Origin of the sequence: Curtobacterium sp. PhB170 (genome assembly GCF_003752345.1) — a bacterium.
Classification (GTDB): domain Bacteria; phylum Actinomycetota; class Actinomycetes; order Actinomycetales; family Microbacteriaceae; genus Curtobacterium.
Genome location: NZ_RJUM01000009.1, coordinates 28,900 through 54,675 on the forward strand (window position 1 = coordinate 28,900; position 25,776 = coordinate 54,675).

Consider the following 25,776-nt stretch of genomic DNA (forward strand, 5'->3'; position numbering starts at 1 on the left):
GAAGCAGACCTGAAGCCGCCTGTTCAGCCGCCGAGTGCGATGCGCACGACGAACCGCGCCCCGCCGAGCGGCGAGTCCGCCACCATCGCCTCGCCTCCGTGCGCCCGGACGGCGTCCCGCACGATCGCCAGACCGAGGCCGGCACCACCGGCGTCGCGGCTGCGGGCCTCGTCGAGCCGGACGAACCGCTCGAACACCCGGTCGCGCTCGGCCGCCGGGATCCCGGAGCCGTCGTCGTCGACGGTCAGCACCGCGGCGCCGTCCTGCTCGACCAGGGCCACCGCGACGCGCGACGTGGCGTGCCGGACGGCGTTGTCGACGAGGTTCCGGACCACGCCGGTGAGGAGCCGTTCGTCGCCGAGCACGCGTGCGGCGGAGATCCCGGAGCCGTCGACCCGGATCGCACGGTCGCCGGTCGCACCACCCGGCACCCGGGCCCGCGCCCGCGCGACGGCCTCGAGTGCGAGGTCGTCGAGGTCCACGGGACGACGGACACCCGCGCCGCCCTCGTCGAGCCGTGACAGCTCGAGCAGCCCGGTGACGAGGTCCTGCAGGCGCACGGCCTCGGACCGCACGACGTCGGAGAACTCGGCCACGTCCGTCCGGCCCGGGTACGCGACGGCGACCTCGGCGTGCTGACGGAGGGAAGCGATCGGCGACCGCAGCTCGTGCGAGGCGTCAGACACGAACTGCCGCTGCCCCGCCGCGGATCGGTCGAGCCGGTCGAGCATGGCGTTCATGGTCGTCGCGAGCCGGGCGATCTCGTCGCCGGTGTCCGGCACGACCACGCGGGCATCGGGCTGCGCGGCACGGATCGTCTCGACCTCGGTGCGCATCCGTTCCACCGGCCGCAACGACCGCCCGGTCACGGACCAGGTCACGACCCCGAGCACGAGGACGAGCACCGGCACCCCGACGGCGAGGAGCACCACGGCGGTCCGGATGGCCGTGTCGGTCTGCTCGAGGGAGACGCCGTACACCAGGGTCGCCTCACCCCCACCGGGCAGGTCGACGTCGTCGGCGACGAGCAACCAGCGTTCGCCGTCGTGCGACCACCGGGACTCGTCGGCGGTCGGCAGGGCCGGAGCGTCGGCGTCCTCACCGTGCGCGAGGACCGAGCCGCCGGCACCGACCACCTGCACCAGGACGTCCTCGTAGTCGGTCACCGCACCGGCACCGTCGGACTCGACCCGTGACGACACCTGTTCGAGTCCGGCCTCGGCGGACGTCCGCACCCCGTCGAGCAGCACCAGGCGGAGCACCACGACGAACCCCACGGCACCGACGACCAGGGCGGCGAGCACGACCACGCCGGCGCCGAGTGTGGTCCGCGCGCGCACCGACCGGAAGCGGCGCCTGCGCCCCGTCCCCCGGTCAGCCACCGTCGGCCGCCAGTCGGTAGCCCGCACCGCGGACGGTCTCGAGTGACGTCCGTCCGAACGGCCGGTCGAGCTTGCGCCGGAGGTGCCCGACGTACACCTCGACGATGTTCGGGTCGCCCTCGAAGTCGACGTCCCAGACGTTCTCGATCACCTCGCGCTTCGAGCACACCTGCCCGGAGCGCCGCGCGAGGTACTCGAGCACCGCGAACTCCCGGCTCGTTAGGTCGACGGGGGTCCCGGCACGCGTCACCGTCCGTGCGGCCGGGTCGACCACCAGGTCGCCGAGGGTCAGCACCGCCGGGCGTTCCCGCGCACCACGGCGGACGAGCGCGCGCAGCCGGGCGACGAGGACCGGGTGTGAGAAGGGCTTCGTGACGTAGTCGTCGGCGCCGGCGTCGAGAGCCTCGATCTGGTCCCACTCGCCGTCCTTGGCGGTGAGCATGAGCACCGGCGTCCAGTCCTGGTCGGCCCGGAGCTGGGCGCAGACCGCCCATCCGCTCATCCCCGGCATCATCAGGTCGAGGACGATCGCGTCGTACTGGAACTCGCGGGCGTGCCACAGGCCGTCGACGCCGTCGTGGGCGACGTCGACCGCCCACCCCTCGGCCTCGAGGCCGCGACGGACGCCGTCGGCGAGTCGCACCTCGTCATCGACCACCAGGACACGCATGGCGACGATCCTGCCGTGCCGCCCTGAAGCAGCGCTGAAGCGACGCCCGACGGCGGACGGCTCAGACCAGCAGCAAGATCCCGGCGACGACCGCGGCGACGGCGATGGCGAGCGCGATGAGCAGCAGCACGAGGTGCACCGTGTAGAACGTCGTCGGCTTGCCCGCGGCGTCCCGCGCGCGGGTGTCCTTCGCGACGCGCTGGAAGAAGCGCGGCCAGGTGACGACGTTGAAGACGGCACCGATGAACAGGACGACTGCGGCGAAGACGAGCACCGTCCGAGTCTAGACAACGAGTGTCGGTGGTGCTCGGCCGCCCCCAACGCGGCCGAGTCCCACCGACGAGCCACAGGATCTGTAGCACTTGCTACAAACCCTACACGGGCTCCGGGAGACCGTCGAGCCACCCCTTCGGGCTACGCGGAGTCGAGCGCCGACTCGGCCTCGGCGAGGACGGCTCGCTCGGCATCGGTCAACGGCGCACGCGTCCGCCGGAGCCCGTCGTTGACCTCGACGATCGCGCGGCTCAACCGCGTGGCGGGGTCCTCGGTCGACGGGTAGGCGTTGTCGGCACCGATCCGCGCGTGCAGCGGCGCGAGACGTCGCAGCGCCACGTCGACCCGACGGGTGCGCCGACGTCGCGAGACCCGGTGTCCGACGACGAGCAGCAGCATCCCCGTCGAGACGCAGATCACGGCGCCGGGCGTCGTGACGTCGTACGGCAGCGCGAGGGAGCGCATCCGGTCGAGGTCCCCCGTGACGTGCGCCAGGTCCATGACCACGACGACGACCATCCGGACGACCCCCAGCACGCCGCCGAGCACGAGGACCCACAGCCCGACCAGGTCCGTCGTCGTCCGGGCCTCGCGCAGGCGGAGGACGCAGATGAGGCCCGTCGCGCCGAGCGCCACCCCGAGGTACACCGTCTGCGCGATCGAGTAGACGGTCGCGGCCGGGTGCGACCCGGCGTCGAGCATGAACGTCGTCGTGGTGGCGGGCTTGTCCAGCACCGAGAAGGCGACGACCACCACGACCACCACCGCGGCGCACGACACCACGATCGCGTTCCGGAGCCACGGCCGGGCTGCCCCGACCGCCTTCGCCACGCCCCAGAGCAGCGTGCTCGTACCGGCGACCATCAGGCAGTCGCTGACCACGGTGACCACGTTGAAGCCACCGAGCAGTGGGTCGAGCCACCGGTACAGCGGGTCGACGTTCGTGACGATGGTGCCGGCGAACAGCAGGAAGGTCACCGCCAGGGTGCGGTCCTGCCCGCGTTGCAGGACGAAGAGCGCGATCGTCCCGGCGATGAGCAGCACCGCCTGGACGACGGCGACGATCACCCGAAGACCCCGCGGAAGGCGCTCGGGCGGCCGCGGTGTCGCCGGATGAGCGACGCGAGTGCGTCGGCGAAGACCTCGGCCTCGTGTTCGTACGCGTTCGAGAACATCCCCCGCGCCAGCGCCCGCTCGACCTTGTACTCGGGCAGGTCCGGGATGACGTCGCGGATGTAGGCCGACTGGGGCGCGTGCTCCTGGTGCCGGTGCAGGACGTGGCCGAGCTCGTGGCCGATGACGAACGCCCGGAAGGTCGGCGACGCGGTCGGTGAGATCATGATCAGGTGGGCGTGCTCGAGCGTCGCGACGAAGCCGCACACGGGCTCCGTCGCCAGGAACGCCTCTTCGCGGACGACGATGGGCTTGTCCACGACGACGGCTGCGGCTGCGACGGCCTGGTCGACGTCGGACCACCCCTCGACCGCACCGCGTGCCCAGAAGGACTCGAGCAGCGGGTCGGTCACGCCACGCTCCCGCGCTGTGATTCCTCCTCGAGCACCTCGGCGATGCGCCGCAGCGCGTCGGGTGAGAGCTCGCCGGGGAAGGTGCGTGCAGCGAACTCGCTCACGCGGGCGGAACGCAGGGAGCGGACGAGGGCGAGCTGGGCGCCGATGCGCTCGGGGACGTCGCTGTCCTCGAGCAGGAAGCGCTCGTCGACCTCGAAGAACCCCGCGAGCAGCCGCAGGAGCTCGGTGTCGCGGTTGCGTCGGCCGTCGCCGGAGAGCATGTAGGTCCACTTCGCCCGCGAGAGCGAACCGCCGTGGGCGGCGACGTACTCCTCGATCGAGGCGAACGGCACCGGAGCACCACGCTGGGACTCCTCGAAGTCGAGCAGCAGGTTGATGCGCCGTGCGAGTTCGGCGGCGTCCAGGACCCCGCCCCTCGGATCACCGGTCTCCATGTCGGACTCCTCCCCAGCCGTGCGTGCACGACATCGTAGCGCGGCGGACACGGTGCACGCCGTTAGCCTCGTGGGCATGGCCCGCAGCTTCCCCGCGACGATCGCCGAGCCGGTCGAGCACGAGATCGTCATCACGAAGTCGCGGTTCATCACCACGGTCACCCCCGTGTCGGACGTCGCGGACGCCGAGCGGGTCATCGCCGAGGTGAAACGCCGCCACTGGGACGCCCGGCACAACTGCACCGCGATGGTCACCGGCACCCTCGGCGACCAGGCCCGGTCGTCGGACGACGGAGAACCGTCGGGCACGGCGGGCGTGCCGATGCTCGAGGTGCTCCGCCGCCGCGACCTCACCGACGTGGTCGCCGTCGTGACGCGCTACTTCGGCGGCGTGAAGCTCGGCGCCGGCGGACTCGTCCGCGCCTACTCGACCTCGGTCTCCGAGGCCCTCGACACCGCCGCGCTCGTCCGACGCGAGGCGCTCACGCAGGTGCACTTCGACGCCCCGCACGCCGAGGCCGGCCGGCTCGACAACGTCCTGCGCGACTGGGTCCGGCACCACCACGCGACCCTCGGTGCGACGGCCTACGGGCGCGCAGCGACGTTCGAGGTCTGGGTGCCCGCCGACGCGCTCGCGATCCTGACCGCGGACCTCGCAGCGGCCTCCGCCGGCGCCGTCGACCTCGTCGTCGGCCCGGAACGGATCGTCGACGTCGCCGCCGACTGAATCCGACCGCCGGAAGCACCTCGGGCGTGTCCCGTTCGGAACGCGTGCACACGCCCGGAACGCACGAAGGCCCCGACTCGATGAGTCGGGGCCTTCGTGGTCGTGGTGCACCCCCTCGGACTTGAACCGAGAACCCACTGATTAAGAGTCAGTTGCTCTGCCAATTGAGCTAGAGGTGCATGTTCCGGCTTCCGTGCCGCAACGGGAATCAACAATAGCATGGGTTCTGCGCGCTCACGACCACTCGTGGGCACCAAGCGAACAGGAGCACCATGACCGACCGTCTCGCCGCCGGCGACACCGCCCCCGACTTCACGCTGCCGGACCAGGACGGCGCCGAGCACTCGCTCGCGGCGCTGCGGGGCAAGAAGGTCATCGTGTACTTCTACCCGGCCGCGTCCACCCCCGGCTGCACCACCGAGGCCTGCGACTTCCGCGACAACATGTCGTCGCTGCAGGCAGCCGGCTACGAGGTCCTCGGCGTCTCGAAGGACGAGCAGGCGAAGCTCAAGACCTTCCAGCACGAGCAGGCACTCACCTTCCCGCTGCTGAGCGACCCCGACCTGGCGGTGCACAAGGCCTACGCCGCGTGGGGCGAGAAGAACAACTACGGCAAGATCGTGACCGGCACGATCCGCTCCACGATCGTGGTCGACGAGGACGGCAGCGTGCAGCTGCCGCTCTACAACGTCAAGGCGACCGGACACGTGGCGAGCCTGCGGAAGAAGCTCGGCCTGGTCTGAGGACCGGACCACAGCGAGACGGGAGGCGCGGTGCCAGCTGGCACCGCGCCTCCCGTCCGTCCGTCCGTCGCGTCTACTCCACGGGACGCGCGAGCGCGGCTGTCACCGACCGCGACAGCACGAACGTGATGCCGAGCAGGGCGGGGATCAGCAGGACCCAGCCGACCGCCGGCTCACGGAAGACGCCCTGGAACGCGCCGATCGCGATCGCACCCTGCAGGACCTGCCAGACGATGATCCCCGAGCGCACCCAGGCGCGACGCTTCCACAGGCCGTTCAGGAGCGCACCGAGCCAGAGCGCCGCGACGGCCGACAGGATCGTCAGCGCGATCCCGGAGGCCAGGCTCGACGCCGGCGCGACGATCAGCTCGACGACCAGGACGACCGTGACCACGACGAGCGCGGCGAACTCGAGGCCGACCACCACCAGCAGGCCGATCAGCGCGCGTGAGCGTCGCTCAGGACGGTCGACCGCGGTCGGGTCGTCATCGTGCACAGTGATCCTCCAGCATCGGAACCCTTGATTTGCCCCTACCAGTATGGAACGATATTCGAGGTCGTTTGGACGGCACGATGTGGTGTGCGTCTCCCGTGGTTCGTCGCTCCTCCCCCGAGCGTCACGCGGGCGTCAGACTCGCTTCCAGCGGACTCCTCCCCACAGTTGTCCCCTCATGCCTCATGCATGGTCAGCGTTCCGATCCCCCGAACCCCGGCCCCGGCCTGCCGTTCGAGCATCGACATCAAGGAGCACCACACATGGACTGGCGTGACAAGGCAGCTTGCCTCACCGCGGACCCCGAGCTCTTCTTCCCCGTCGGGAACACCGGGCCCGCCGTCGATCAGATCGAGAAGGCCAAGTCGGTCTGTGCGCGCTGCACGGTCACCGAGATGTGCCTGCAGTACGCACTCGAGAACAACCAGGACTCCGGTGTCTGGGGTGGCCTCAGCGAGGACGAGCGTCGTGCGCTGAAGCGTCGTGCTGCCCGCGCCCGCCGCGCTTCCTGACCAGGTTCCGCCCGACGCACTGACACACCGACGCCCGTCGTCCCTTCGGGGGCGGCGGGCGTCGTCGTGCGCGTGGCGCGCGGGGGCCCGGGCGGGGCGGGGCGGCACGCCGTGCGCTGGTCCTCGGGGGTTCCACAACCTGCCGCGCGCCGACCGTCGAGGTTCCACAACACGCGCGATCGCCCGCCGAGATGCGCAGATCTCGGAACCTCACGAGCGGGCGCGGAGGCGGCTGCCCGGCAGAAGCGGGGTGCCCATGCGCGCCCCCGCAGGGGCATTGCGCCCCGAAGAGCCGGGGCGCAATGCCCGTGAGCGGGCGCGAACCCGACGCGCCACTCCCGCGGCGCGGCGCAGGGGCTAGGCGGGAGCGGTCAGCCAGCGGAACGGGATGGTGATCGTCACCTCGGTGCCGCTACCGGTCAGGGTGTGCCAGTCGATCGTGCCGCCCAGCTCGCCCTGGATGAGCGTGCGGACGATCTGGGTGCCGAGACCCGAGCCGACCTTCCCCTCGGGCAGGCCCACGCCGTTGTCACGGACCTCGATCTCCAGGTGGTCGTCGAACCGGCGGGCGACGATCTCGACCTCACCGTCGCGGCCGTCCAGCCCGTGCTCGACGGCGTTCGTGACGAGCTCGGTGAGCCCGAGTGCGAGCGGCGTGGCAGCCTCGGACGGCAGCACCCCGAACTCGCCGGTCTTCTTCGGGTGCACGGTGGTGTTGTGCGACGCGGCGACCTCGGTGACGAGCTTGAGCACCGAGTCGAAGACGTCGTCGAAGTCGACCGTCTGGCTCAGGCCGCTCGACAGCGTGTCGTGCACGACGGCGATGGCTGCCACGCGGCGCATCGCGTTCTGCAGCGACGTGCGTGCCTCGTCGGAGTGCGTCCGGCGGGCCTGGATGCGCAGCAACGACGCCACCGTCTGCAGGTTGTTCTTGACGCGGTGGTGGATCTCGCGGATCGTCGCGTCCTTGGTGATGAGCTCGCGCTCCTGGTGCCGGAGCTCGGACACGTCGCGGCAGAGCACGATCGCACCGATGCGGTCGCCGTGGTCGCGGAGCGGGATCGACCGCAGCGACACCGTCACGCCCTTCGACTCGATGTCGGCCCGCCACGGAGCGCGACCAGTGACGACGAGGGGCAGTGACTCGTCGACGTCGAGCTGCGCGCCGATGAGTTCGGTGGTGACCTCGGCGAGGGACTTCCGTTCGAGTTCCCCCTCGAAGCCCATCCGGTTGAAGGCGCTCAGGCCGTTCGGGCTGGCGAACGTCACGATGCCGGCGGTGTCGAGGCGCAGCAGGCCGTCACTGGCGCGCGGGGCGCCGCGGCGCGGACCGGCCGGGGCGCCGAGGTCCGGGAAGTCGCCCGTCGCGATCATGCCGAACAGGTCGTTCGCACTCGCGGTGAAGTTCAGTTCCTGGCGGCTCGGCGTCCGCATCTCGTCCTGGTTGGAGTGCCGCGTGACGACGGCGATCGGCCGCTCGGTGGTCTCCGCGCTCTTGGCACTGAGGCGCCGCAGCACCGGGATCGCGCGGACCCGGGTGGGGGTGTCCTCGTACCAGTCGGGCTCGGCCGAGTCGACGACGCGGGCGCCGGCGAAGCTCTCGGTCACCTGACCGCGCCACTCCTCGCGGATCTCCTGGCCGACGATGTCGCGGTAGAACAACGTGGCCGCGGAGCTCGGTCGGGCGTGTGCCACGGCGACGAACGAGCCGTCCTCGGCAGTCGGCACCCACAGCACCATGTCGGCGAAGGACAGGTCAGCGAGCAGCTGCCAGTCCCCCACGAGCAGGTGGAGCCACTCCACGTCGGCTTCGGAGGAACGGCCTTGCGCGAGGACGAGGTCACTGAGGGTCGACACCCAGCCAGTCTAGGTGCGCCGACTTGTGGACAACGTCGCCCTCTCCACAGGCTCAGCAGCTTTGTATTTCTCATGTTGCACGCCCCATACGCTCGCACCAGCAACGGAAGGGGCAGGGGTGGCGGAGCAGGCACGCCGGATCGACCACACGACGACGACGGCGCACTCACCGCCGCTCACGATCGTCGAACCAGAGCCGGTCGAGCAACCAGCGAGCGGCCCACCGGACCCGGCGGACACCGCACGCGCCCTGGGACTGTGCGTCGCCGAGGTCCTGACCGGGGCCCGCGAGGTCGACAGCATCGCCCGCTGGATCACCGACGACGTGCACCGACACCTGCAGCAACGTGCAGCCGTGGCCGCGCACGCCCGCTCGGTGCGCCGACGGTCGCGGAGCCGAGCGGTGCTGCGGGTCGGCAGCGTGCTCGTCTGCCGACCGGCGGACGGCGTCGCCGAGGCAACCGTCGTCGTGCACACGCGCAGTCATGCACGCGCCGTGGCGATGCGGTTGGAGACGCGGGACGGCAGGTGGCGCGCGACCGCGATCGGCGTCCTGTAGGTGCCTGACGCGGACGGGAGGCCCGTGGCGGTGTCGCCACGGGCCTCCCGTCCGCCGGTCGGTGCGCTTGGTGAGCAGCAATGGTCGGGTCCCGACGCGGGACCCGACCATTGCTGCTCACGATGCGCTGTCGCGCACGCGGACTACTTCTTCGACGCCTGACGACGCTCGGCACGGTTGCCGGCCGCGGCAGCCTGGCCGGAGGCCGTGGCCGCGTTGCCGAACGCGGAGCCCTGCTCGGGCTCGGCAGCTGCCTCGGCTTCGGCCTGGGCCTGCTGTGCGCGCGCCGTGGCGGCCTGCTCGAGGCGGCCCTTCTCGTCGCGCACCTCGACCTCGCCGTCGATCGACGGTGCCGAGTACTCGAGGCCGGAGACCTCGTCCTCGCCGAGACCCTTGGCCTCGATGACGGCGTTCTCGCCGTCGGACTGCACCTGGACCTCGAGGTTGAACAGGTAGCCGACCGACTCTTCGCGGATCTGGCCCATCATCGTCTGGAACAGCGCGTAGCCCTCGCGCTGGTACTCGACGAGCGGGTCACGCTGCGCCATCGCACGGAGGCCGATGCCGTCCTTGAGGTAGTCCATCTCGTACAGGTGGTCGCGCCAGCGGCGGTCGATCACCGACAGCACGACACGACGCTCGAGCTCGCGCATCGCCTCGTCGCCGAGGAGCTCCTCACGCGTGGAGTACGCCAGCTTGGCGTCGGAGAGGATCTCGCGGCCGAGGAAGTCACGCGAGGCCTTGCCCTTCGAGCCGGCCTCGGTGATGACCTCGTCGATGGAGATCGAGATCGGGTAGAGCGTGCCGAGCTCGGTCCACATGGCGTCGAGGTCCCAGTCGTCCGGCGAGCCCTCGCCGGTGTGGGTGTCGATCACGTCGTCGATCACGGCCTTGAGGAACGACTGCGCGCGGTCGTGCAGGTCGTCGCCCTCGAGGATGTGGCGGCGGTCGCTGTAGATCGCCTCGCGCTGCCGGTTCAGGACGTCGTCGTACTTCAGGACGTTCTTGCGGATCTCGGCGTTCCGGCCCTCGACCTGTGCCTGGGCGGAACGGATCGCGCGGCCGACGAGCTTGTTCTCGATCGCCAGGTCGTCCGGCACGTTCGAGCGGCCCATGAGGCTCTCGGCGGCACCGGAGTTGAACAGGCGCATCAGGTCGTCGGTGAGCGACAGGTAGAAGCGGCTCTCGCCCGGGTCGCCCTGACGGCCGGAACGACCGCGCAGCTGGTTGTCGATGCGGCGCGACTCGTGGCGCTCGGTGCCGAGGACGTAGAGCCCACCGGCCTCGCGGACCTTGTCGCCCTCGACCTCGACCTCGGCCTTGACGCGGGCGAAGACCTCGTCCCACTCGGCTTCGTACTCGTCGGGGGTCTCGGTCGGCGACAGGCCCTTGGCGTGCATCTCCTGCACCGCGAGGAACTCGGAGTTGCCGCCGAGCATGATGTCGGTGCCTCGGCCGGCCATGTTCGTCGCGACGGTCACGGCGCCGTGTCGGCCGGCCTGGGCGACGATCGCGGCTTCACGCGCGTGGTTCTTCGCGTTGAGGACCTCGTGCTTCACGCCCTTCTTGGCGAGGAGCTTCGACAGGTACTCGGACTTCTCGACGCTCGTGGTGCCGACGAGGACGGGCTGGCCCTGCTCGTGGCGCTCGGCGATGTCCTCGGCGACCTGCTCGAACTTGGACTTCTCGTTCTTGTAGACCAGGTCGGTCTGGTCGATGCGCTGCATCGGCTTGTTCGTCGGGATCGGGACCACGCCGAGCTTGTAGGTCGACATGAACTCGGCCGCTTCGGTCTCGGCCGTACCGGTCATGCCGGAGAGCTTCTGGTACAGCCGGAAGTAGTTCTGCAGCGTGACCGTGGCGAGGGTCTGGTTCTCCGCCTTGACCTCGACGTTCTCCTTCGCCTCGATCGCCTGGTGGATGCCCTCGTTGTAGCGACGGCCCATCAGGATGCGGCCGGTGTGCTCGTCGACGATGAGCACCTCGCCGTTCATCACGACGTAGTCCTTGTCGCGCTTGAACAGGGCGACGGCCTTGATGGAGTTGTTGAGGAACGAGATGAGCGGGGTGTTCGCCGACTCGTACAGGTTGTCGATGCCGAGGTAGTCCTCGACCTTCTCGATGCCGGGCTCGAGCACGCCGACGGTGCGCTTCTTCTCGTCGACCTCGTAGTCCTCGCCCGGGGTCAGGCGCTTGGCGATCGAGGCGAACTCCGTGAACCACCGGTTGGCCTCGCCCGAGGACGGGCCGGAGATGATGAGCGGCGTGCGGGCCTCGTCGATGAGGATCGAGTCGACCTCGTCGACGACGGCGAAGAAGTGGCCGCGCTGCACCATGTCGGAGGCCTGCCACGCCATGTTGTCGCGCAGGTAGTCGAAGCCGAACTCGTTGTTCGTGCCGTAGGTGATGTCCGCGGCGTACTGCTCGCGGCGCTCGGCCGGCGTCTGGTTGGCGATGATGCAGCCGGTCGTCATGCCGAGGGCGCGGAAGACGCGACCCATGATCTCGGACTGGTACGACGCCAGGTAGTCGTTGACCGTGATGACGTGCACGCCGCGTGACGGGATCGCGTTGAGGTACGCCGCCGTGGTCGCGACGAGGGTCTTGCCCTCACCGGTCTTCATCTCGGCGATGTTGCCGAGGTGCAGGGCCGCCCCGCCCATGAGCTGCACGTCGAAGTGCCGCATGCCGAGGGTGCGCTTCGCTGCTTCCCGCACGGCGGCGAACGCCTCGGGGAGCAGGTCGTCGAGGGTCTCGCCGTTGGCGTACCGCTCGCGCAGCTCCTTCGTCTCGTCCTGGAGTTCCTCGTCGGTGAGGCTCGAGAAGTCGTCCTCGAGGTCGTTGATCGCCGAGGCGTACGCCTTCAGCCGGCGGACGGTGCGTCCTTCGCCGATGCGGAGGACCTTCTCCAGCACGTTTGCCACGTGAGCTCCTTACGGGGTCGTCGTGCGCGACCTGCGCGCCCGATCGACCAGTCATGCTAGCAACCCCCCGGTGCCGTGCGCTGTGAGGGGTGTCGGTGTGGGGGCAGCGGTGTGCGCGGCCCGCGAACGGACCGCGCACACACGGGTCGGACGGTGTCCGCAGCGATCGCGTCAGGCGAGCGCGGCGGCCGGCTCGGCGTCCACCGACGCCGCGGCACCGGTCTGGTCGTCGATGCCGATCACGCCGTAGTCCCAGCCCTTGCGTCGGTAGACGACGCTCGGGCGGTGGGTCTCGGCGTCCACGAACAGGTAGAAGTCGTGTCCGACGAGCTCCATGAAGTACAGGGCGTCGTCGACGGTCATCGGGGCGGCCTCGAAGACCTTGTGCCGGATGACCACGGGGCTGTAGACCTCGTCGTCCTCGTCCTCCGGTGCGTCGGCGTCGACGACCGGGACCGCGCCGGTGGCGACGTCCTCGATGAGGCGGCCGTCAGCGGGGACCACCCCCATGCCGTCGAAGCCACTGCCTGCGGCCTCGGCCACCGAGGTCGGGCGGTGACGACCGCGGTGCACCTTGCGCCGGTCACGAGCACGACGCAGCCGTTCCATGATGCGGGCGAAGGCGAGGTCGAAGGCGGCGTACTTGTCGGACGCCGCGGACTCCGCCCGCACGAGGGGCCCGGGACCGATGAGCGTCAGCTCGATGCGGTCCTCGCCCTGGCTGCCGCCCGACTTCTCGTGGTGGCGGCTGATGCGCACCTCGAAGGCGAGCGCACGGTCAGCGAGCACGTCGATCTTCTCGGACTTCTGTTCGACGTAGGTGCGGAATCGGTCGGTGACCCCGACGTTCCGGCCTGTGATCGTCACGTCCATGTCGCGGCTCCCATCGAGCTTCGGCGCGTCGCCTCCATCCGGCGAACCCGAACGCCTTGCCGCGAGGCTAGACCCGCCGCAGGTCCCGCGTCACGGTGCGTCGGCGAGTCCGCCGGACACCCACCGGACGCACAGCGGTCACCCGGTGTTCACCGAGCCGTCAGTCCTCGACGCTCGCGACGGCCACGCACCGGACGACCCGCCCGCCCGCGGCGCGGACCGCCCGCACGCCCTCGGCCATCGTGACGCCGGTCGTCACGACGTCGTCCACGAGCACCACGTCCCGCCCGTCGACCCCGCACGCCCGCAGTGTGCCGACGGTCGCGGCGACCCGCTCGATCGCCGTCCGTTCCTTCTGGCCCGGCCCTCCGCTCGCCGGTCCACCCCGGACCCACACCCGTCGGAGCCGCCCGGTGCCACGGACGCCGCCGCGGGCGAGCAGCAGCACCACGGGGTCGAACCCCCGACGCCGTGCCCCCGCCCGCGACGGCGGGACCCGCAGCACGACGATGCCCACGGGTGCCTCGGCGAGCGCGGCACGCACGAGCGAGCCGAAGCGAGCACCGAGCGGTCGTGCGACGTCCACCCGACCGCGGAGCTTCAGCTCGAGCAGCAGGGTCCGGACGAGTCCCTCGTACTCGAAGGCGGCGTCGAGCCGCACGCCCGCGACGAGTCGGACCCGACGCGGGCGTACGGCCAGGGCGGCGCGGCAGGCCCGGCAGAGCGCACGGTCGGGGCGTCCGCAGCCCAGGCACTCCACCGGCAGGAACAGGCCGAGCACCGCGAGCGCCGCGTCGCGCCACGGCGTGAGCGGGTCCACCGTGGACCGGTCCTCGGTGGGCGGGTCCTCGGTGGGCGTGTCCTCGGTGGGCGTGTCCTCGGTACGCATGCGACGAGTGTGGTGGCGACCGGACGGCGGTCGTGGGCCGACGGTACGGACGGTGGACGGGCCTCCCGGCCGGGGTGGGTGTGGAGGGGTGACCGCGTCGTCAGCGCTGGACGCCGAGCACGTCCGCGGTCACGCCGGTGGTGTCCCAGCCGCCGCCGGTGGACTGCAGCACCGACCCGCTCGACATCCGGAGCAGCAGTGCACCACCACTCCCGCCACTGATCGAGGTCGCGCGACCGTCCGGCTTCGGCAGCGTGCTCGACTGCCCGCCGATGGTGGTCCGGACGACGTTCGGCCCGGCCGTGGTCTGCCCGACCGACGCCACGTCGGTGTCGCTCACCCACGTCGCTCCGACGGCGTCGCCGGTGGCCGCCTGCACGCGGACGGCTGCGCCGAACGACGTCGGGGAGCGGTCGGACCCGCGGATGATCGCCATGACGTACAGGCCGGGACCGTCGGCGGTCTGGATCAGGGCGAGTGCCCGGGTCGAGTCGCGGGACACCTGGAACGACACGAGGTCGCCGCGCGGCAACGACGTCGCGACCTGGTGCGGGTCGCCGCCGAGGCCGTAGGCGGTGATCCGGCGGGTGTCCGAGGACTGGCCGACCCAGACGAACCCGAGGTCGTCGATCGCGGGGGCGACGAGGTCCTCGCGGGCGTCGACGCGCAGGTGGTCGTCGCCGCGGACGACGACGGCACCGTCGCGGTTGCCGACGGCGGCCGCGGTGCCTGAGGCGGACAGCGAGATCGAGGTCGGGTCGAGGCCGGCCACGGTGTCGCCGACGCCACCGCCGAGCTTCGAGACCTTGCCGGTGCCCGAGGCCGCGTAGCCGACCACACCGTCTTCGTCCACGAGGGGGCGGGGGTCGACGTCCGGGTTCTGCTGCGCGTTCGCCCCGCTCGAGTCCGGGACGGACAGGCTCGCGCCCTCGATGGTCATCGACACCGACGAGATGGTGGCGACCGAGGCGAGCGACTTGCTCAGCTGCTCGCGCATCCGGACGCGGTCGACGGTGCTGGCGCGCAGGGCGTCGCTGGACAGGTCGACGAGTGCTGTGCCGCTGTCGATGGTGACCGCGTTCAGGGAGAGCTGGGTGCCCTCGGGGAACGACGAGACCACGGCGCCCTTCAGCCAGTCGGCGGGACCGGCCATCAGCGCGCTCGCGATGCGGGTGCTGGTGGACGAGCGGGCGAGGAACCAGCGCTCGTCGGGCACGAGGAACCGGAACGTCGGGTCGTAGAAGTACAGGGCGTGCTGCTGGAAGACGGAGTCGAAGCTCACCGGGGACAGGATGATGCCGTCCGGGGCGTAGGCGATGCGCCACTCGCCGTCCTCGCGGGTGAACTGGAACGTCAACGTGGACGAGGTCGGGCGGACCGCCTGGGTGTACTCCCCCTCGGAGTCCACCGTCGCGCTCGCGGTGAGCGTGTACGTCAGCTCGCGGTCGTCGGCGCGCTCGACGGTGCCACTGCCGTCGCGGATCGTGACGCCCCGCCGCGGGTTCCACTGCTGCGAGAAGTCCGAGGCGAGGAACTGCCGGGCGATGGCGTAGTTGTCCTGTGCGCCGGTGGCCGCCGCGATGAACCCGCGCAGGATCGCCGTCTGGTCGGAGCCGGTGATCGGCTTGTCCGGCCGGAAGTCGACGCCGGAGAGCGACTCGTCCTTGATCGTCTGCCCGGTGCGGACGGCGCCGTCGACGGGGATGGCGGCGCAGGCGGTGAGCGCCAGCACGCTGACGGCCGCCAGTGCCGCGGCGACGACGTGCCGGAAGCGGGGACGGAGACGGGGGCGCATCAGGACTCCTCTCGCACGGCGCGGGGGCCGTCGTACGACTCGTCGAGCTCGGGCAGCGGGATCGCCGACGTCGCGGCGGTGACCTGTTCGTTGCGGGGCAGGGTGAGCACGAAGGTCGACCCCTGACCGGGGCGGGACCACACGTCGATCCGACCACCGTGCAGCTTCGCGTCACCCAGGCTGATCGCGAGACCCAGGCCGGTGCCGCCGATGGTGCGCTTGCGGCTCGGGTCGGCGCGCCAGAATCGGTCGAACACCCGTGCTGCGTCCTCCGGCGGCATGCCGACGCCCTGGTCGCGCACCGCGATGGCGACTGTGCGGGCATCGCTGTCGACGACGACCTGGACGGGCTTGGCGTCACCGTGCTCGATCGCGTTGCCGACCAGGTTGCGCAGGATGCGGCGGACGCGCTTGGCGTCGAGTCGCATCGTGGTGTGGCCGCCGGGTGTGGCGAGCTGCAGGTCGATGCCGGCGCGTTCGGCCAGGGGCCGGAACTCCTCGACGATGTCCGCGGCGAGCGCCGCCGGCACCGACGGCTCGGTGTCGAGCTGCACGGCCTGGGCGTCGTAGCGGGAGATCTCGAGCAGGTCGGCGAGCAGCAGCTCGAACCGCTCCACCTGGGCGTGCAGGAGCTCGGCCGAGCGACCGACCGAGGGCTCGAACGCGTGCCGCGAGTCGAAGAGCATGTCGCCGGCGAGCCGGATGGTGGTGAGCGGCGTGCGCAGCTCGTGGGACACGTCGGACACGAAGCGCTGCTGCACGCGGGAGAGCTCGGCGAGCTGGGTGATCTGCCGACTGACCGCTTCGGCCATGCCGTTGAAGCTCCGTGCGAGCGTCGCCAGGTCGTCCTGGCCGCGCACCGGGATGCGTTCGTCGAGGCGTCCGGCGGCGATCTTGCGGCTCGTCTCCGCCGCCTCGCGGATCGGGACGACGACCAACCGGACCACGAGCGACGTCACCAGGGCGATGAGCACCATGAGCGCGACACCGCCGATCGAGAGCGTCTGCGACACGAAGTCGAGGGTCTGCTGGGCGTCGGACAGGTCGTAGACGAGGTAGAGCTCGTACTGGCCGGCGCTCGGGATCTGCAGCGTCGAGCCGACGGCCAGCCCGGGCACGCGGCGGCCGTCGTCGTCGAGCTGCACCGGCTGCAGGCTGAGCTTGCCGGTGTTCGCACCGACCTCCTTGCGCAGGGCGTCGGTGATGACGGCGTCCGGGAAGTCCTGGCTCGCGATGGTCTGCAGGGTCTGCGGGGTCGACTGGTCCGGGCTCCGCTCGATCGCGATGCTCGTGCCCCCGGGGCTCGTCGTGTTCGACAGGATCGCCTGCTGCGCCTCGTTCTGCAGCGTCTCGAGCTCGGACTGGTTGTTGTCCTCGGCCGCGGTGGCGGCGTCGAAGATCCCCTGCGCGACGATCGTCGCGCGGGCCGACTCCGACTCGATCTGGTCGCGGCGCTGCGAGTAGACGTTCGTCGAGATGCTCACCATGACGGCCGTGCCGATGATCCCGACCGCCAGACCGGTCGTCATCACCGTGATGGCGACCGAGCGGAACATCAGGGAGCGACGCCACACGTACGCGACGGGCCGCCAGCCACGACGGACCCAGCGGCGCATCCGTCGTCGCCCGCGGCCGACCACGCCGATCGACACGGTGGCCGTGCCGGAGGCGGCACCGGCTGCCGTGCCGGGAGCGGAGCCGGCGGGCGGGGCGGGCGGCACGGTGGTCAGGCTCCTCCGGCCCGGTACCCGACGCCACGGACCGTGGTGACGGTCTTCGGGTTGTCCGGGTCGTGCTCGATCTTCGCGCGCAGGCGCTGGACGTGCACGTTCACCAGTCGGGTGTCGGCCTTGTAGTGGTAGCCCCAGACCTGCTCGAGCAGCATCTCGCGGGTGAAGACCTGGTTCGGCTTCTCGGCGAGCGCGCGGAGCAGGTCGAACTCGAGCGGGGTGAGCGCGATGACGGTGTCGCCGCGGCGGACCTCGTGCCCGGCGACGTCGACCGTCACGTCACCGACGTGCAGCACCGTGGCGTCGGTGGCGCTCGGCCGCAGCCGTGTGCGGATGCGGGCGACGAGTTCCTTCGGGTTGAACGGCTTGACGACGTAGTCGTCGGCACCGTTCTCGAGGCCGAGGACGACGTCGGCGGTGTCGCTCTTGGCGGTGAGCATGATGATCGGCGTGCCGCTCTCGGCACGGATGCGTTTGCAGACCTCGATGCCGTCGATGCCCGGGAGCATCACGTCGAGCAGGACGAGGTCCGGCTTCGTGCTGTGGAACGCGTCGACGGCGTCGTTGCCGTCAGCGCTGAACTCGGGTTCGTAGCCCTCCGAGCGGAGGACGATGCCGATCATCTCGGCGAGGGCCTGGTCGTCGTCGACGACGAGGATGCGCGGTGTCATGTGATGTGGACTCCGTGTGGCGTGCGGGTGGTGCCGGGTCGGCACGTGTCCCCACACGATAGCCGAGGCCCCGTCACGCGGCGTTTTCCGCCAGGATGGAGGTGGACCGCGCGTCGCAGCGCGGCCCGACACGACGAAGGGGGCCGAGGTCATGTCCGATTGGCAGACGCCTGGCAGTGGTCAGCGGGGTGCCGGGCAGCAGGGTGCCGGGCAGCAGGGCGCGTGGCAGGGACAGCCGGGAGGCCCGCCCCGCTTCTCCGCGCCGCCGCCGCCCGCCCCGGGGCCGGGTCGACCCCCCGGCGGTCGTCCGCCGTCCGGCTCGCGTCCGGTGATCCCCCTGCGCCCACTCGGGTTCGGTGACGTGCTCGGCGGCGCCTTCACGGTCTTCCGCCGCAACGCCCGCGTCCTGCTGCTCTGGAGCGTGCTGCTCAGCGGCGTGCTCGGGCTGCTCTCCACCCTCGTCAGCACGTTCGGCCAGCAGGCGCTGCAGTCGCGGATGATGACGGCGTTCGACGGCAGCGGTGGTGGCGACACGATCGTCGCGGGCTCGGTGACGCTGTGGATCCTGCTGACGATCGGCCTGCCGTTCCTGGCGTACCTCGGTCGCGGCTTCCTGGTGGCACCGGTCGCCGCGGACACCGGCCAGCGGGTGCTCGGCCGTCGCGCGACCTTCCGGGGCCTGTGGGCGTTGCTCGCCGGGCGGCGGTGGCCGGTCGTCGCGTGGATGTTCGTGCAGATCGGCGCGGGGCTCGTCGTCGGGATCATCGTCGCGGTGGTGTTCGTCGGGTTCTTCGCGGCGCTCGGTGCCGGGGACGCCGGCGCCGGGTGGTTCGTCCTGGCGGTCTTCGTGATGGTGCTCGGCTTCGGTGTCGTGCTGACGTGGCTCGGCATCCGCTTCGCCTTCACCGTGCCGACCATCGCGCTCGAGGGCCGGCCGGTCTTCGCCGCCGCCGCGCAGTCGTGGCGGCTCACCCGCGGTGCGTTCTGGCGGACCTTCGGCATCCTGCTGCTCGTGCAGGTGATGTTCGGGGTCGCGGCGTCGATCGCCACGGCGCCGCTCACCATCGGAGCCGTGCTCGTCGGCGGCGTGTTCGACCCGCTCGGGCAGACCGACGCGTCCTCGGGCATCGGTGCGGGCGCCCTCGTCCTGATCGTCATCGGCAGCCTGCTCGCGATCGCGGTGCAGTGCGTCACCGACGTGCTGAGCGCGGCGGTCGTCACCTTCCTGACCATCGACCGACGGATCCGGACCGAGGCCCTCGACCAGCGCATCGCCTCGCACCTCGACACCGGGCAGCCGGCCGACCCGTTCGCACCGTCCGCGCCGGTCGCCCGACCGCCGTGGCCGCAGCAGCCGTGGGCCGGGCAGCAGCAGCCGTGGGCGCAGCAGCAGCAGCAGCAGCAGTGGCCCGGGCAGCCCCCGCAGGCGTGGCCCGGACAGCAGCAGGCGCAGCAGCCCTGGCCCGGACAGCAGCAACCGTGGCCGCAACTCCCGCCGCAGCAGGGGCAGCACCGCCCGCCGGACGGGACCGCATGACCGCGGTCGACCCCGACGAGGCCCGCCGTCTGCTCGAACGCGAACTCGACCGGCCCGCGTACGACGGCGCGCACGTGACCTGGTGGGACCGCGCGTCACGGACGTTCTTCGACTGGCTCGGGTCGCTCCGCGCCGACGGGCTCGACTCCCCCGTCGCGGCACGCACGGCCCTGGTGATCGCGATCGTGGTGCTCGTCGCCGTCGTCGTGCTCGTCGTCGTGGCCCGCGGGCTCCCCCGACGTCGTGCACGCAGCGACGCGGACGACACCGGCGGGGTGTTCGACGACGACGACCTCCGGTCCGCCCGCGAACTGCTCGAGGCCGCACAGTCCGCGATCCGCCGGGGCGACTGGTCGGCCGCGGTCCTCGACGGCTTCCGTGCGACCGCCCGCGGCCTCGGCGAGCGCGACCTGGTCCCGGACGTCCCCGGGGCCACCGCACGCACCATCGCCGTACGGGGAGCCGCGCCCTTCCCCGCCGAGGCCCCGGCGCTCGACGACGCCGCGACGGCCTTCGACGCCGTCCGCTACCTCGGGCTCGACGCCGACGAGGCCACTGCTCGCCGGGTCCTCGACACCGAGCGTGCCGTGCGCCAGGCTCGTCCGGCAAGGTCCACGGGGCCGGTGGTACCGGCATGACCGCCAGCACTGCCACCGCCGCCGCGCCGCGCACGGGTGCGCCGTCGCCGGACCAGCCAGAGGGCCGCCGACTCAGGTTCGGCTTCTGGATCGCCATCGTGCTCGTCGGGATCGTGCTCGCGGTGCTCACGGCCGTGGTGCAGGGCGCCGAGGGCCCGGAGCGACGCCCCCTCGACCCGACCTCGACCACCGCGAGCGGATCGGCCGCGCTGGTCCGTGTCCTGGAGCAGCGTGGCACCTCCGTCCGGGTGACCGACCGTGCCGACGGGATCGACGGTGGCACGGTGTTCGTCGACGACTCCGACGGCGTCCTCGACCCAGGCGTCGCCGAGCGCATCGCCCGCACCGCCGAGCACGTGGTCCTGGTCGGCGGCGACTCCACGCCGTTCACGTCGTTCGGCCTCGACGTCACGACGGCCACCGCGCCCGAGGGCGACGACACCGTGTCCACCGCGTCCTGCGCGATCCCGGCCGCGGCGTCGGCCGCGCGGGTGTCCACCGCCGGGTACGGCTACACGGTGGACGACCCCGACGCGGACCGCTGCGCGCCGTCCGGCAGCGGCGACGACCGAGCCTGGGGACTCGTCCGCGCGGCGACGCCCGGCGGTGACGTCACCCTCGTCGGCACCACGTCGGCGTTCCGCAACGACACGATCGCGACCGCCGGGAACGCCGCGCTCGCCCTCGGCCTGCTCGGCTCGGACGACCGTCTCACCTGGTACACGCCGACCGTCGGCGCCCCCGACGCCGCCCCGACCCTCGGCGAGCTCGCACCGCCGTGGGTGCCGAGCGGCATCGCGCTGCTCGCCCTGGTGGCCGTCGCCGCCGCGGTGTGGCGGGGCCGACGTCTCGGGCCGCTCGTCGTCGAGCGGATGCCCGTCGTGGTCCGCGCCGCCGAGACCACCGAGGGCCGGGCCCGCATGTACGCCCGCACCCACGACCGCACCCACGCCCTCGACACCCTCCGCGTCGCAGCGGTGCGCCGGATCGGTCGGATGCTCGGACTCCCCCGGTCCGCGCACGTCGACGACGTCGTCCGCGCAGCGGCCCGCGCCACCGGCATCCCGCACGACCGCGTCGGCGCCGTCCTCGTCGGCGGTCCGACCTCCGACGACCGCGCCCTCGTCGACGGCACGAGGGCACTCGACGACCTCGAACGGGCCGTCCGACGATCCACCTCGGGCGACCGTCCCAGCACCGACCACGACCGACCAGGAGCACGACCGTGACCGACCTGCCAGCTGCCCCCGACCAGCACGACCCCGCACCGGGTCACCGCGCCCCGCACGACCGGAACCAGCACGACCCCGGGCTTCGCGACGCCTTCGGGCGGGTCCGGGCCGAGGTCGCCAAGGCCGTCGTCGGACAGGAGGGCGCGGTGTCCGGCATGATCGTCGGACTCCTGGCACAGGGGCACGTGCTGCTCGAGGGCGTGCCCGGCGTCGCCAAGACCCTGCTCGTCCGCAGCCTGGCCGCCGCGATGTCCCTCGACACGAAGCGGATCCAGTTCACGCCGGACCTGATGCCCGGCGACGTGACCGGTTCGCTCGTGTACGACGCCTCCACCGGCACGTTCCCGTTCCGCGAGGGCCCCGTCTTCACGAACGTGCTGCTCGCCGACGAGGTGAACCGCACGCCCCCGAAGACCCAGTCCGCCCTGCTCGAGGCGATGGAGGAACGCCAGGTCAGCGTCGACGGTGACGCCCGGCTGCTGCCCAACCCGTTCTTCGTCGCCGCGACCATGAACCCGATCGAGTTCGAGGGCACGTACACGCTCCCCGAGGCGCAGCTCGACCGCTTCCTGGTGAAGCTGACGCTCGACATCCCGCCGCGCGACGTCGAGTGGCAGGTCCTCCGCAGGCACGCCGACGGCTTCGTGCCGCGGGACGTCCGGTCGGCGGGCATCACCCCCGTGGTCGGCGTCGACGAGGTCCTCGCCGCGCAGCGCGCCGTCCGGGCCGTCGGTGCCCGTGACGACGTGCTGGCGTACATCGTCGACCTCGCCCGCGCCACCCGTCAGGCACCGTCCGTCCGCGTCGGGGTCAGCCCGCGCGGTGCGACGGCCCTGCTCGCTGCCGCGAAGGCCTGGGCGTGGCTCACCGGCTACGACGCCATCACGCCCGACCACGTGCAGGCGATGGCCCTGCCGGTCTGGCGGCACCGGCTCCGGGTGGCCGCCGACGCCGAGCTCGAGGGTGTCGGCGCCGACGGTGTGCTCCAGCAGGTGCTCGAGCAGGTGCGGGTGCCGATCTAGTGGCGGTCTCCGGCCGGTTCGTCGCGCTGCTCGCCGTCGCCGTCGTGCCCACCGTGCTGCTCGCCAGCGGGTGGGCCGGCCTGGCGTGGGTCGTCGTCGTGCTGCTCGCCGCGGCCCTCGACGTGCTCCTCGCCGCCGACCTGGCACGCGTGCGGGTCGAACGGCGGATGCCGCGACTGGCCCGCCGGGACAGCACCGCCGACGGCACGCTCGTGCTCGCGAACGACGGCGGGCGGGTGCTCCGGGGCATCGTCCGCGACATGTGGGAGCCCTCGGCCGGACACCGGCCGCGCCGGATCCGGATGACGGTGCCCGCGGGCGAACGGCGGACCGCCCGCATGCGGTTCACCCCGTTCCGCCGCGGTCGACGCCGCACGGCCGGCGTCGCGGTCCGGGCGTTCGGTCCGCTCGGTCTCGCCGCCCGCCAGCGGGTCGTCACGGCGCCGGGCGAACTCGTCGTCACCCCGCCGTTCCGCTCGCGACGGCACCTGCCGTCACGGCTGGCCCGGTTGCGCGAACTCGACGGCGAGACCACCCTGCAGCTCCGCGGCCACGGCACCGAGTTCGACTCGCTGCGCGACTACGTCCGGGGCGACGACGTCCGCTCGATCGACTGGCGAGCGACCGCCCGACGGCAGGACCTCGTGGTCCGCACCTGGCGCCCGGAGCGCGACCGGCGGGTCGTGGTCGTCGTCGACGCCGGGCGCGCCGGGGCCGGACGGGTGGCCGACGAACCGCGCCTCGACACCTTCATCGAGTCCGCACTGCTCCTCGGTGCCCTGGCCGCGGCCGCCGGCGACCGGGTCGACCTGGCGGTCCTCGACGACACCGTCCACGACCGTGTGCACGGGGCGACCCGCACCGACGTGGTCCAGCGCTTCGGCGAGGCCCTCGCGATGGCGGAACCCGGGCTCGCCGCCACCGACTGGTCCGCCGTGCCGGCGCTCGTCGACTCGATCACGACCTCGCGGGCGCTCGTCGTGCTGGCGTCGAGCCTCGACTCGGTCGGTGCCTCCGGTGACCTGCTGGCGGTGCTGCCCCGGCTCACCCGGCGGCACGCCGTCGTGGTGACGAGCATCGAGGACCCGGCGGTGCAGCGGACCGCACGCGGCGGGGTGGACCCGGCCACGACGATCCGCACGGCGCAGGGCGGACGCGTGCCGGGCCTCCCCACCGGCGCGGAGCGCGACGTGTACCGGCGGGCAGCCGCCGAACGCACCCTGCTCGATGCCGACGGCGTCGCCGACGTCGCACGCCGGAGCGGCGCCGAGGTCGTCCGTGGCGCACCGGAGGACGTCCCACCGCTCGTGGCCGACGCCTACCTGCGCGCGAAGGCGACCGGCCGGCTCTGAAACCGGGCGGACGCTACCCGGCGACCAGGGCGGACGTGCCGCGCTCGAACTCGTCGAGGTCGCCGCGCTCCCCGGCCCGGTACGCGCGACCGCCGAGCACCCACTGGTACGCCAGGACCGCGGCGAGCGCGATCGTCCCGATGCCGATCTTGACCGGCCACGGCCAGTCCTGACGGGTGACGATGCCCTCGACCAGGCCGGACAGCAGCAGCGTCAGCGTCAGGCCGACCGCGATCGTGATGAGGGCACGGCCGTCCTCGGCGAGGGCCTGCGCACGGGTCCGGTGCGGCCCCGGAGCGACCCACGACCAGAAGATCATCAGGCCCGCCCCGCCGGCGAGGAACACCGAGTACAGCTCGAGCTGGCCGTGCGGGGCGATGTAGAGGAAGAAGTCGGCCAGGCGCCCCTGCGAGTGCATGATCGCCGCGGAGACCCCGAGCCCGACGGCGTTCTGCATGATCGAGAACGGCACGAAGACGCCCGTGATGCCGAACGCGACCATGGTGGCCGCGATGTAGGCGTTGTTCGTCCACACCTGCGCCGTGAACGCGCCGAGGCCGTGGTCGGAGTAGTAGTCGACGAAGTCCTGGGTGGCGTACTGGCGGAGCGCCTCCGGCGTGCCGAAGGTCGCCGTCGCCCCCGGTGTCGTCGTGATCCAGACGGCCACGATCGCGCCGATCGCGACGGTCGCCAGCGCCACCCAGATCGTCACCCAGCGGATCCGGTACAGCGCCGCGGGCAGCTGCCGGGTGAAGAACAGGGCGACCGCGGTGAGCGGGTCGACCGGGGTGCCGGTGAAGCGCAGGCGGGCGCGGTACAGCGTGAGCGACAGCCGGTCGCCGGTCGCGGTGCGGGGTGCGGCGCCGCGGATGCGGGCGAGGTCCGTCGCGGCGGCCTGGTAGCCGGAGACGAGCTGGTCGACGTCGGCACCGGTGGTGTGCCGGGCGCGCGCGAGGCGGTCGAGCTCCTGCCACCGGTCGCGGTGCACTTCGGCGTAGGCGTCCAGGTCCACGTGTTCCCCCTCGTGTCGGCCGACTTCCGACAGAATGATCCCATGTCGAAGCCCCGCACGCCGCGCGACCTCGCCGATGCCCGGTTCTCGCTCGCCCTGGACGAGACCCCCGACGAGCTCGTGGTCGGCGAGGCGGTCGCGCTCGACGTGCAGCCGGCCGGACTCGTCCTGCGGTTGGCGTCGGCGCTCCTCGACGGGGTGTGCCTGCTCGTCCTGTACCTGCTGCTGATGTTCGGGGTGTCCCGGCTGTGGCCGAGCGGCCTCGACGAGGCGTGGGGCGCCGCGCTGAGCCTCGCCCTGTTCGTCGCCGTGCTCGTGCTCGTGCCGGCCGCCGTCGAGACGGTGACCCGGGGCCGCAGCGTCGGCCGGTACGCCGTCGGCACGCGGGTCGTCCGGGTCGACGGCGGTGCGATCGGGTTCCGGCACGCGTTCACCCGCGCGCTCGTCGGGCTGTTCGAGCTGTGGATGACGTTCGGGTCGGTGGCGCTGCTCGTGGCCTTGTTCGGCAGTCGTCCGCGGCGCCTCGGGGACCTGCTCGCCGGCACCGTCGTGCAGCACGAGCGGCTGCCGAAGCAGCGCGACCCCCAGGTGGTGCTGCCGCCCGAGCTGACGGCCTGGGCCACGGTCGCGGACGTCTCGGCGCTGCCACAGCGACTCGAGAACCGGCTCGGCGCGTTCTTCCGCGGGGCCGCCGTGATGCGCCCCGAACTCCGGGAGTCCGCCGCCCGCGCGCTCGCCGCGGACGTCGCACCCTTCGCCCACCCGGTGCCGCCGGTGCCCGCCGAGGTGTTCCTCGCCGGGGTCGTCGTGCTGCGCCGTGGGCGGGACGTGCAGGCGCTGCGCTCCCGTGTCGGGTTCCTCACCGAGGCGGGTGCGTCGGCGTCGGCGCGGCCCCCGGGCTTCCCGCGCTAGCGCGGCGCGC

25 protein-coding genes and 1 tRNA gene are annotated in these 25,776 nt (G+C 72.2%); 10 read left to right on the top strand and 16 right to left on the bottom strand.

The annotated features are described in order from the left end of the window. Nucleotides 1–23 precede the first annotated feature (23 nt). The 6 genes from EDF40_RS04340 to EDF40_RS19115 all read right to left on the bottom strand — a co-directional run bounded on the left by EDF40_RS04340 (nt 24) and on the right by EDF40_RS19115 (nt 4,288). Nucleotides 24–1,340 (bottom strand): cell wall metabolism sensor histidine kinase WalK, encoded by a 1,317-nt coding sequence (locus EDF40_RS04340; protein WP_185002759.1) that lies wholly within the window; start codon nt 1,338–1,340, stop codon nt 24–26. 34 nt (nt 1,341–1,374) lie between these two features. Then, a complete protein-coding gene (locus EDF40_RS04345) occupies nt 1,375–2,052 on the bottom strand; it encodes a response regulator transcription factor (RefSeq protein ID WP_123338992.1) in 678 nt (225 codons plus the stop codon). A gap of 61 nt (nt 2,053–2,113) precedes the next feature. Further along, a complete protein-coding gene (locus EDF40_RS04350; RefSeq protein ID WP_111085956.1) occupies nt 2,114–2,326 on the bottom strand; it encodes an SCO4848 family membrane protein in 213 nt (70 codons plus the stop codon). Between the two features lie 140 nt (nt 2,327–2,466). Continuing rightward, entirely contained in the window at nt 2,467–3,393 is a 927-nt protein-coding gene (locus EDF40_RS04355; protein WP_123338991.1) for a hypothetical protein, read from the bottom strand. After that, nucleotides 3,390–3,851, bottom strand: coding sequence for an ImmA/IrrE family metallo-endopeptidase (locus EDF40_RS19110; RefSeq protein ID WP_165932448.1), 462 nt, complete (start codon nt 3,849–3,851; stop codon nt 3,390–3,392). The genes EDF40_RS04355 and EDF40_RS19110 overlap by 4 nt, the downstream gene beginning before the upstream one ends. Beyond that, nucleotides 3,848–4,288, bottom strand: a complete 441-nt coding sequence (locus EDF40_RS19115) for a hypothetical protein (protein ID WP_185002764.1) — start codon at nt 4,286–4,288, stop codon at nt 3,848–3,850. Before EDF40_RS19115 ends, EDF40_RS19110 begins: the two co-directional genes overlap by 4 nt. Nucleotides 4,289–4,364: 76 nt before the next feature. On the opposite strand from EDF40_RS19115, the gene EDF40_RS04365 reads away from it, so the two are divergent. After that, a complete protein-coding gene (locus EDF40_RS04365) occupies nt 4,365–5,015 on the top strand; it encodes a YigZ family protein (RefSeq protein ID WP_395862372.1) in 651 nt (216 codons plus the stop codon). Nucleotides 5,016–5,118: 103 nt separating this feature from the next. Here the strand turns inward: EDF40_RS04365 and EDF40_RS04370 are convergent. After that, nucleotides 5,119–5,194 (bottom strand) — tRNA-Lys (locus EDF40_RS04370). 93 nt (nt 5,195–5,287) lie between these two features. Here EDF40_RS04370 and bcp point away from each other — a divergent pair. Beyond that, entirely contained in the window at nt 5,288–5,758 is a 471-nt protein-coding gene (gene bcp, locus EDF40_RS04375) for a thioredoxin-dependent thiol peroxidase (RefSeq protein ID WP_123338988.1), read from the top strand. A 73-nt stretch (nt 5,759–5,831) separates the two neighbouring features. Here the strand turns inward: bcp and EDF40_RS04380 are convergent, their stop codons facing one another. After that, nucleotides 5,832–6,254 carry a hypothetical protein gene (locus EDF40_RS04380; RefSeq protein ID WP_111085962.1) on the bottom strand — a complete coding sequence of 141 codons (423 nt, stop codon included), beginning with the start codon at nt 6,252–6,254 and terminating at the stop codon, nt 5,832–5,834. 260 nt (nt 6,255–6,514) lie between these two features. On the opposite strand from EDF40_RS04380, the gene EDF40_RS04385 reads away from it, so the two are divergent. Further along, on the top strand, nt 6,515–6,763 hold the full coding sequence (locus EDF40_RS04385) for a WhiB family transcriptional regulator (RefSeq protein ID WP_017888820.1): 249 nt from the start codon (nt 6,515–6,517) through the stop codon (nt 6,761–6,763). Between the two features lie 357 nt (nt 6,764–7,120). Here EDF40_RS04385 and EDF40_RS04390 read toward each other — a convergent pair whose 3' ends face one another. Then, entirely contained in the window at nt 7,121–8,620 is a 1,500-nt protein-coding gene (locus EDF40_RS04390) for a sensor histidine kinase (RefSeq protein ID WP_111085963.1), read from the bottom strand. 118 nt (nt 8,621–8,738) lie between these two features. Between EDF40_RS04390 and EDF40_RS04395 the strand changes: the two genes are divergently transcribed. Next, on the top strand, nt 8,739–9,179 hold the full coding sequence (locus EDF40_RS04395) for an Rv3235 family protein (protein ID WP_123338987.1): 441 nt from the start codon (nt 8,739–8,741) through the stop codon (nt 9,177–9,179). A 143-nt stretch (nt 9,180–9,322) separates the two neighbouring features. Here EDF40_RS04395 and secA read toward each other — a convergent pair whose 3' ends face one another. The 6 genes from secA to mtrA form a co-directional block, all read right to left on the bottom strand. Continuing rightward, the gene (gene secA / locus EDF40_RS04400) at nt 9,323–12,103 is read right to left on the bottom strand and encodes a preprotein translocase subunit SecA (RefSeq protein ID WP_123338986.1); all 2,781 of its coding nucleotides are present in this window, start codon (nt 12,101–12,103) and stop codon (nt 9,323–9,325) included. A gap of 171 nt (nt 12,104–12,274) precedes the next feature. Next, entirely contained in the window at nt 12,275–12,976 is a 702-nt protein-coding gene (gene hpf / locus EDF40_RS04405) for a ribosome hibernation-promoting factor, HPF/YfiA family (RefSeq protein ID WP_123338985.1), read from the bottom strand. Between the two features lie 160 nt (nt 12,977–13,136). After that, complete coding sequence (locus tag EDF40_RS04410; protein WP_123338984.1) at nt 13,137–13,865, bottom strand: ComF family protein; 729 nt, start codon at nt 13,863–13,865, stop codon at nt 13,137–13,139. 100 nt (nt 13,866–13,965) lie between these two features. Continuing rightward, on the bottom strand, nt 13,966–15,660 hold the full coding sequence (locus EDF40_RS04415) for a GerMN domain-containing protein (RefSeq protein WP_123338983.1): 1,695 nt from the start codon (nt 15,658–15,660) through the stop codon (nt 13,966–13,968). After that, a complete protein-coding gene (gene mtrB, locus EDF40_RS04420; protein WP_260212598.1) occupies nt 15,660–17,381 on the bottom strand; it encodes an MtrAB system histidine kinase MtrB in 1,722 nt (573 codons plus the stop codon). Before mtrB ends, EDF40_RS04415 begins: the two co-directional genes overlap by 1 nt. A gap of 5 nt (nt 17,382–17,386) precedes the next feature. Then, entirely contained in the window at nt 17,387–18,061 is a 675-nt protein-coding gene (gene mtrA / locus EDF40_RS04425; RefSeq protein WP_123292246.1) for an MtrAB system response regulator MtrA, read from the bottom strand. Nucleotides 18,062–18,389: 328 nt separating this feature from the next. Between mtrA and EDF40_RS04430 the strand changes: the two genes are divergently transcribed. The 5 genes from EDF40_RS04430 to EDF40_RS04450 are packed head-to-tail and all read left to right on the top strand — an operon-like array spanning nt 18,390 to nt 23,842. Then, the gene (locus tag EDF40_RS04430) at nt 18,390–19,598 is read left to right on the top strand and encodes a glycerophosphoryl diester phosphodiesterase membrane domain-containing protein (RefSeq protein WP_185002766.1); all 1,209 of its coding nucleotides are present in this window, start codon (nt 18,390–18,392) and stop codon (nt 19,596–19,598) included. Further along, nucleotides 19,595–20,236: a DUF4129 domain-containing protein gene (locus tag EDF40_RS04435; RefSeq protein WP_123338981.1), complete on the top strand. Its 642-nt coding sequence runs from the start codon at nt 19,595–19,597 to the stop codon at nt 20,234–20,236. Before EDF40_RS04430 ends, EDF40_RS04435 begins: the two co-directional genes overlap by 4 nt. Beyond that, nucleotides 20,233–21,465 carry a DUF4350 domain-containing protein gene (locus EDF40_RS04440; protein ID WP_123338980.1) on the top strand — a complete coding sequence of 411 codons (1,233 nt, stop codon included), beginning with the start codon at nt 20,233–20,235 and terminating at the stop codon, nt 21,463–21,465. The genes EDF40_RS04435 and EDF40_RS04440 overlap by 4 nt, the downstream gene beginning before the upstream one ends. Next, complete coding sequence (locus tag EDF40_RS04445) at nt 21,462–22,490, top strand: MoxR family ATPase (RefSeq protein WP_260212597.1); 1,029 nt, start codon at nt 21,462–21,464, stop codon at nt 22,488–22,490. The genes EDF40_RS04440 and EDF40_RS04445 overlap by 4 nt, the downstream gene beginning before the upstream one ends. Further along, nucleotides 22,490–23,842 carry a DUF58 domain-containing protein gene (locus tag EDF40_RS04450; RefSeq protein ID WP_123338979.1) on the top strand — a complete coding sequence of 451 codons (1,353 nt, stop codon included), beginning with the start codon at nt 22,490–22,492 and terminating at the stop codon, nt 23,840–23,842. Before EDF40_RS04445 ends, EDF40_RS04450 begins: the two co-directional genes overlap by 1 nt. Before the next feature lie 13 nt (nt 23,843–23,855). Here the strand turns inward: EDF40_RS04450 and EDF40_RS04455 are convergent, their stop codons facing one another. Beyond that, a complete protein-coding gene (locus tag EDF40_RS04455) occupies nt 23,856–24,854 on the bottom strand; it encodes a stage II sporulation protein M (protein WP_111085975.1) in 999 nt (332 codons plus the stop codon). A 42-nt stretch (nt 24,855–24,896) separates the two neighbouring features. Here EDF40_RS04455 and EDF40_RS04460 point away from each other — a divergent pair, with 42 nt between their 5' ends. Further along, on the top strand, nt 24,897–25,766 hold the full coding sequence (locus tag EDF40_RS04460) for an RDD family protein (RefSeq protein WP_123353874.1): 870 nt from the start codon (nt 24,897–24,899) through the stop codon (nt 25,764–25,766). Nucleotides 25,767–25,776 lie beyond the last annotated feature (10 nt).

Bases quoted from the DNA above. Each gene is read 5' to 3' on its own strand.
- EDF40_RS04415 (WP_123338983.1), bottom strand. From the start codon at position 15,660: ATGCGCCCCCGTCTCCGTCCCCGCTTCCGGCACGTCGTCGCCGCGGCA.
- EDF40_RS04440 (WP_123338980.1), top strand. From the start codon at position 20,233: ATGACCGCCAGCACTGCCACCGCCGCCGCGCCGCGCACGGGTGCGCCG.
- EDF40_RS19115 (WP_185002764.1), bottom strand. From the start codon at position 4,288: ATGGAGACCGGTGATCCGAGGGGCGGGGTCCTGGACGCCGCCGAACTC.
- mtrA (WP_123292246.1), bottom strand. From the start codon at position 18,061: ATGACACCGCGCATCCTCGTCGTCGACGACGACCAGGCCCTCGCCGAG.
- EDF40_RS04410 (WP_123338984.1), bottom strand. From the start codon at position 13,865: ATGCGTACCGAGGACACGCCCACCGAGGACACGCCCACCGAGGACCCG.
- EDF40_RS04435 (WP_123338981.1), top strand. From the start codon at position 19,595: ATGACCGCGGTCGACCCCGACGAGGCCCGCCGTCTGCTCGAACGCGAA.
- EDF40_RS04345 (WP_123338992.1), bottom strand. From the start codon at position 2,052: ATGCGTGTCCTGGTGGTCGATGACGAGGTGCGACTCGCCGACGGCGTC.
- hpf (WP_123338985.1), bottom strand. From the start codon at position 12,976: ATGGACGTGACGATCACAGGCCGGAACGTCGGGGTCACCGACCGATTC.
- EDF40_RS04365 (WP_395862372.1), top strand. From the start codon at position 4,365: ATGGCCCGCAGCTTCCCCGCGACGATCGCCGAGCCGGTCGAGCACGAG.
- EDF40_RS04460 (WP_123353874.1), top strand. From the start codon at position 24,897: ATGTCGAAGCCCCGCACGCCGCGCGACCTCGCCGATGCCCGGTTCTCG.
- bcp (WP_123338988.1), top strand. From the start codon at position 5,288: ATGACCGACCGTCTCGCCGCCGGCGACACCGCCCCCGACTTCACGCTG.
- EDF40_RS04385 (WP_017888820.1), top strand. From the start codon at position 6,515: ATGGACTGGCGTGACAAGGCAGCTTGCCTCACCGCGGACCCCGAGCTC.